The following is a 6,026-nucleotide window of genomic DNA, read 5'->3' as shown; positions in this document are numbered from 1 at the left end:
GACATGGTGACGTTGGCGATCCGCACGGCGTGGGACGCGCTCCAGCGGGAGCGGACGATCGCAGCGGAGGCGCTGCCGCCGTTCGTCCAGCCGGTCACCGCGCGAGCCGGAAAGCTGTTGCGTGCCGAACCCGTCGCGCAGCAGTGGCGGGAAGGCCGGGTGCGGTTGGCCGCGCACTTGCCTGAGTTGGTCTCCGAGTGGGTGTCCTGGCAGCCCGGGTCGGACTCCCCGGGGCGGATCGACGCGAGCGTGTACCTGGCCTACGGGCTGCTGCGGGCGCCGTCCTCGCGGGAGGCGATCTCGTCGGCGGCGGGGGTGTCGCTCTCGGGAGTCGGGCAGACGCGCAGCGGCCTCGCAGGCATGCCCCTGGGACGAGTTGGACCATAGCGAACCTCTGCCCTCTGCGTAGGACGTAGCATCACGTCACTCACAAGGGGAGGGAGCCCGCACATATGCGACTCGAAGAGATCCGCAACCGCGTCAGATCCTCGACGCGCGAGGACTGGCGCCAGATCAGCAACGGCAATGGCACCACCATCTTCGATGGACACCACACGCTGCTCGTCCACCGCGAAGACGTCCGCCTGAGCATCGGATGGGGCGCAGACTCCGGAGAAGCGGAGCCGGATGAGGAATGGGCGGCGCCGTTCCAACGGCACCTCGATGCGGATCATCGCCGCGCGACGCCCTGTCACTTCGCAACGATCTACTACGCAGGGGCGATGGTCGACCGGTACGACGTCGCCGCCGTCGACAGTGGATCAACGCTGGTTCCGGTGCCCTCTGATGCCTTCACCGAAGGGTCGGACGGCGAGACGGCGCACCACTATGAGGTCTCCGCGTTCCATAGAGACCTCGCCAGGCTCATCCACTCCTTCTGGCACCTGCCAAGGTCATTCGAGCACGGGTTCCGCCAGATGAACGTGACGGTCGTGAACGAAGAGGTGTAACGACGAGGGCCCCGGTGTTGCCGGGGCCCTCGTCGTATGCGCCCCTACCGTGCCGCCCGTGGCCCACCAGATCATTCTCGCGCTCCTCACTCTCGGCGCCGTCGCCCGCGTCACGCGGTTCGTCGTGGACGACGTGCTCTTCCAGCCCGTGCGCACCGCAGTCGAAGGACGGAGGGCGAGTGGGTTCTTCCGCTGGCTCTTCGATCTCATGAGCTGCTCCTGGTGCACCTCGATTTGGGTTGCTGCCGCAGCTTCCGGGGCGCACTGGGCCTGGCACGACACCACCGTCTTCCTGTACGTCGTCGCGGCGCTCACCGCCTCACACCTCGTCGCGCTCGCGGCCTCGTGGCTCGACTCGCCCCCGCCGCCGAAGCACATCATGATCGACCCGCTGGCAGTGGACATGGCCGTCCGCGACCGGCGCCGGTAGGGGGTCGCGATGGCGTGGTGGCAGATCCACAAGCGCGACAAGCCCGGCGAACCTGCCGGAACCGGCGGCGCCGTCCTCGCCTCGGCCGCGCTCGTCTCCAAGGACCAGGTGCGCACGGTCGTCGGGAGACGGCAAGAGTGGCAGGCCGAGGGATGGGACTTCTACCGCGCCGTACCTGAGCTGCGCGCCGGCGTCTCTTGGGCAGCGAACGGCTGCTCGCGCGCCCGCTTGTACGTCGGCCGCATCGACCCCGACGGATCGAGTGAGCCACTGCCCGTCGAGGCCGAGGGCGACGACAAGACCAGCGCGGACCAGGCCGCCGCACTCCTCGCGCCCCTCGAGGAACTGGCGGGCGGGCAGCTCGGGCAATCCGAGATGCTGCGCCGCCTCTCCGTCCTCCTCGACATCCCCGGCGAGTCCTACCTCGTCGGCTACGACGACCCGGACACCGGCCGCCGCCGGTGGCTGGTCTGCTCCCCCTCCGAGGTCACCAGCACGTCGAGCGGCGCCTCCGTCCGCGTGCAACTCCCTGACTCCCCGACCGCCCGCGTAGAGCTGCCCCTGGCCGATTGCACCTTGATCCGGCTGTGGCGCCCGGACGCGGAGATCGCTCACCGGCCGGACTCACCGCTCCAAGCGCTCCGTGACCCGCTGCGGGAGCTGCAAGGACTGTCCGCGCACGTGCTCGCCACGGTGGAATCGCGGCTGGCCGGCGCCGGGCTGATGCTGCTGTCCGACGACGTGGCCCCGGCCACGCCGCAGCAGTCCGACGGGCCGAACCCCCTGCACGCAAACCCGGTGGCCGCCGCGCTGCTGGAATCGATGGCGACGCCGCTGAAGAATCGCGACAGCGCGGCGGCGATCGTTCCGTTGCTGCTCACCACGCCGGGCTCGCCGAAAGACAAGCTCGTCTACGAGTCGTTCGCGACGGAGCTAGACGGCAACGTGTTGCCTCTCCGTGAGGCCGCGATCAAGCGCGTCGCGACGGGGCTGGACATGCCCCAGGACGTGCTCACGGGGCTCGCGGACAGCAACCACTGGAACGCCTGGCTCAGCGACGAGAGCGGCGTCAAGCTCCACCTCGAACCGAAACTCGGGCTCATTGCCGACGCCCTGACAGAGCGATACTTCCGGCCCGCATGGGAGGCGCTGGGCGTCCCCGACCCGGAGAACTGGTGCTGTTGGTACGACACTTCCGAGCTGCGGCAGAGGCCGAACCGCGGTCCCGAAGCCGCGGAGGCGCACTCGCGCGGCGTGCTGTCCGATGCTGCCTACCTGCGTGAATTGGGCTTCAGCTCCGAGGACATGCCGGACGACGACGAACAGCAGCGCCGTCTCCTCCTCCAACTGGCCGCGTCGAACGCGCAGCTCGCGCCGGCCGCGCTGGAGGCCCTCGGTGTGTCACTGCCGGACTCGGCGCGGGCCGCGGCGACGGACGCTGACCGGGCGCCGGTGGAGATCGCGCGGGAACCGGTCGAGCCCGAGCTGCCGCGCAACGACCCGCCGCAGCTCGTCGCTTCGGCTGCTGGGGAGTGGCGCGTCTCCTGCTTGGACATGGCTGTGCGCCGTGCTCTGGAGCGGGCGGGGCAGTGGCTACTGAACCGCGGCGGGCGCAGCCTGCGGGGGCAGTTCCGGCATGTGCCGCTGCACCGCATCCACGTCGAACTCGCCGCCGACCCCGAGCAGCTCGACCCGATGCTGACCGACGCGTACCGCGAGTTCCACGCCGCCACCCCGGGCGAGACGTGCCTCCACCGCGCGGTGGACCACTACGTACGCGCGCTGCTCCTGGCCCGGGAGGAGCACCACCGGGACTACCTCACGCGCGCCATCGCGCAGGCCGGATGCGACGAGGAGGCCGCCTGATGGCGCCCGCTGACCCGTGGTTGGCGGCCCGGATGCGGGATCGATCCCGCGTCGCTGCGGCCGAGCGGGAACTGACTCTGGCGGTAGGGGAAGCGGTGCGCGGGTTCCTGGCCGAGGTGCGGGCCGGGCTCGGGCTCGGCGGCGCCGTCACCGCCGCAGGTGCGCCGTCGGGAGGCGGAGGCCCGGACTGGTCGGGCTGGCCGGGCGAGAGCCGGTGGCGGCGGCTGGTGCAGCAGCACATCGCTCCCGTCTGGCGGCGGATCTGGCAGGGCGCCTACGGCCGCACAGCGCCGGACGCTCCCAAGACCGGGCGTGTGGACGACGAAGCCGAGCCGCTGGCGGACCGGCTGCGCGCGTTCCCGCGCCAGGTGTGGGACCGGATGCGGCAGGTGTGGCGCGATGGTGTGGCCCGCGGGGAGTCCACGGGCGAACTGCGGGCGAGACTGGCGGAGTTGGCGACGCTGGAACAGTGGGACGGCTCCGTGCTCACCATGACTCGGACCGAGACGATCGGCGCGCTCAACTCCGGGTCGCTGGGGGCCGCATTGGATGCGCAGGCGCGCACCGGCCGCCGCTGGACGAAGCGCTGGTTGGCCACGCACGACGACCGCACCCGGGCGACGCACCGCGCGGCCGACGGGCAGACCGTGCCGCTAAACGAACGGTTCGACGTAGGGGGCGCCCATATCCAGTTCCCCGGCGACCCCCGCGGCCCGGCCGGTGAGGTCATCAACTGCCGCTGTTCCATGCAGCTCGCCCCTGCCGAGTAGGAGAAGACAGTGCTCATCCCTTGGACTTCAGCCCTCGTAGCCGCCGCGGACCCGGCGGTCGCTGTCGCCGACGACGGCACATGGACGGGCACGATCGCGCTCGTCAACGAATGGTCGGCCGATGGTCGGATGCTCGAACTCGCCGACGACCAGGACGTGGACGTGCGCCCACTGCCGCTCCCGGTAACCGTCCAGTACGTCACCGGCCCTCGCCATGATGGCGCCACCGTCGGGCTGATGACACTGGACGAGGTGACGCGGGACGGGTCGCTGCTGCTGGGCCGGGGCCGGATCGATCTGGACGACCCGCAAGGGGCGGCGCTCGCCCGGAAGATCGAGCGCGGGTTCTTCCGGTTCGTCAGCGCGGACATCGACCGTGCGGACGGCCGCATGGTGTGCGTCGGCGAGGACGGCGCCCCGGTGGACGACTGCGAGCCCGGCGACGGCATGGCCGCCGGGGAGCTGTACACGAGTTGGCGGATCATGGGGGCGAGCTTGCTGGCTCACCCGGCATTCCCGGAGGCGCAGATCGGCATGGCCGAGCAGCCCTCCGCCGTCCCAGCCATCGAGGACGAGGACCAGGACGAGGACGAGTTCCGGTGCGTGCGACCGGGGCCTGACGGCGGTTGGGTGCCGGCCGACTGCGACGAGGACGGCGCCGTGCCCGCGAACGAGGCCGGGGACGGCCCGGCCGACAGCCCGGCGGATGCGGGGATCTTGTCGGCTGCGTTCCGGTACGAGGGCTGGCTGCCGCCCACGGAGTGGTTCCGTGCGCCCGACCTGCCGGACCTCCAGCCCGTCACGGTGGACGACGACGGCCGCGTGTCCGGGTACCTCGCGGCGTGGGGCGTCGAGCACCGCTCCTACCCGGGCCGGGCAGTCACTCCGCCGCGCTCCCCGTCCGGGTACACGCTGTTCAACTCGCGTCCGATCGCGACGGGTGAAGGGCTGGTGGACGTTGGTCTGATCACCATGGGTACCGGCCACGCCGCGCTCGGCCTGGGCCGGCAGGCGGCTGCCGAGCATTACGACCACACGGGCACCATGGCGGCCGTCGTGCGGGCCGGAGAGGACTCGCGCGGCATCTGGCTGGCGGGTGCTGTGCTGCCCGACCTGAGCGACGAGCAGCGGTTGCGGCTGTCGCTGTCGCGGTTCTCCGGGGACTGGCGGCAGGAGGGTAGCGGCCTGGAGTTGGTGGCCGCGCTCGCGGTGAACACCGAAGGCTTCCCGGTGCCGACCAAACGCCGCACGGAGCAGGGGGATTACGCGCTAGTCGCGGCGGGTGCGGTACTCAGCCCGGGAGAAGCGATCGTGCCGCTGTCGCGCGTGCCGATGTCCCAAGGGGACGTGGAAGCTCTCGCGGACGAGCTGGCTGCTGTGCAGGAGCGCCGCGAGCGCGTGGCCGAGGCCATGGGGGTCGCCCGCCGGACGCGGGCCGAGCTGGCAGCGCGACGGCTCCGGACGCAGGCGGTGGCGCAGCTCGCCGCCGCCGCTCTGCCGGACGAGGAAGATTCGGTCGAGCTGGCGAACTGGGTGGAGAAGGCCGGCGGCTTGCCCTCCTACATCAAGCGCATCGCCAAGCATCTCCAGAAGAAGGGCATGTCGGAGTCGCACGCAATCGCCGTAGCCGTCAACGCCACCAAGAAGATGTGCCGCACCGGCGACCTCAACTTCCCGGGCAAGCAGAGCGTGAACCCGGGCTCGCGCGCGGAGGCGTGCGCGGCGGTCGCCTCGTGGGAGGCGAAGAAGGCCAAGGCCAAGGCGTCCTGACCACCACCAGAGAGGAATCGATCATGGGATGTAACTGCGGCGGTCGCTCCGGCGGCCGTGCCACCGGTACGGGCGCGAAGGGCACGGTGTGGAGGCACACCGACCCGCACGGCGGTCGCGTCGACTACGCCGACCCGACGCGCGCCGAGACCGCGCGGAAGGCCCGGGGCGGGAAGGTCGAGCAGATCGACCCGCGCACGGGCGCGATCGTCATCCCCGCCACGGCAAAGGGAGTCTGAT

The 6,026-nt window shown here is 71.2% G+C and carries 6 protein-coding genes and 1 pseudogene; all 7 read left to right on the top strand.

The annotated features are described in order from the left end of the window. Positions 1–387 (top strand): annotated as a pseudogene (locus F603_RS0131130) (hypothetical protein); the annotation flags it as partial. A 65-nt stretch (positions 388–452) separates the two neighbouring features. Continuing rightward, positions 453–950, top strand: a complete 498-nt coding sequence (locus F603_RS0131125; RefSeq protein WP_019549838.1) for a hypothetical protein — start codon at positions 453–455, stop codon at positions 948–950. 58 nt (positions 951–1,008) lie between these two features. Beyond that, positions 1,009–1,380: a DUF1360 domain-containing protein gene (locus F603_RS33280; protein ID WP_019549837.1), complete on the top strand. Its 372-nt coding sequence runs from the start codon at positions 1,009–1,011 to the stop codon at positions 1,378–1,380. A gap of 9 nt (positions 1,381–1,389) precedes the next feature. Further along, on the top strand, positions 1,390–3,246 hold the full coding sequence (locus tag F603_RS0131115) for a hypothetical protein (RefSeq protein ID WP_019549836.1): 1,857 nt from the start codon (positions 1,390–1,392) through the stop codon (positions 3,244–3,246). Continuing rightward, positions 3,246–4,016, top strand: a complete 771-nt coding sequence (locus tag F603_RS33690; protein ID WP_019549835.1) for a phage minor head protein — start codon at positions 3,246–3,248, stop codon at positions 4,014–4,016. Before F603_RS0131115 ends, F603_RS33690 begins: the two co-directional genes overlap by 1 nt. A 9-nt stretch (positions 4,017–4,025) precedes the next feature. Continuing rightward, a complete protein-coding gene (locus F603_RS0131105) occupies positions 4,026–5,786 on the top strand; it encodes a hypothetical protein (RefSeq protein ID WP_019549834.1) in 1,761 nt (586 codons plus the stop codon). Between the two features lie 23 nt (positions 5,787–5,809). Beyond that, positions 5,810–6,025: a hypothetical protein gene (locus F603_RS0131100; RefSeq protein WP_019549833.1), complete on the top strand. Its 216-nt coding sequence runs from the start codon at positions 5,810–5,812 to the stop codon at positions 6,023–6,025. The last annotated feature ends 1 nt before the right edge of the window (position 6,026 follow it).

The organism is Streptomyces sulphureus DSM 40104 (assembly GCF_000381025.1).
Classification (GTDB): Bacteria; Actinomycetota; Actinomycetes; order Streptomycetales; family Streptomycetaceae; genus Streptomyces; species Streptomyces sulphureus.
The sequence above is the reverse complement of the archived record's forward strand: the minus strand, read 5'-3'. Positions and strand labels throughout refer to the sequence as shown.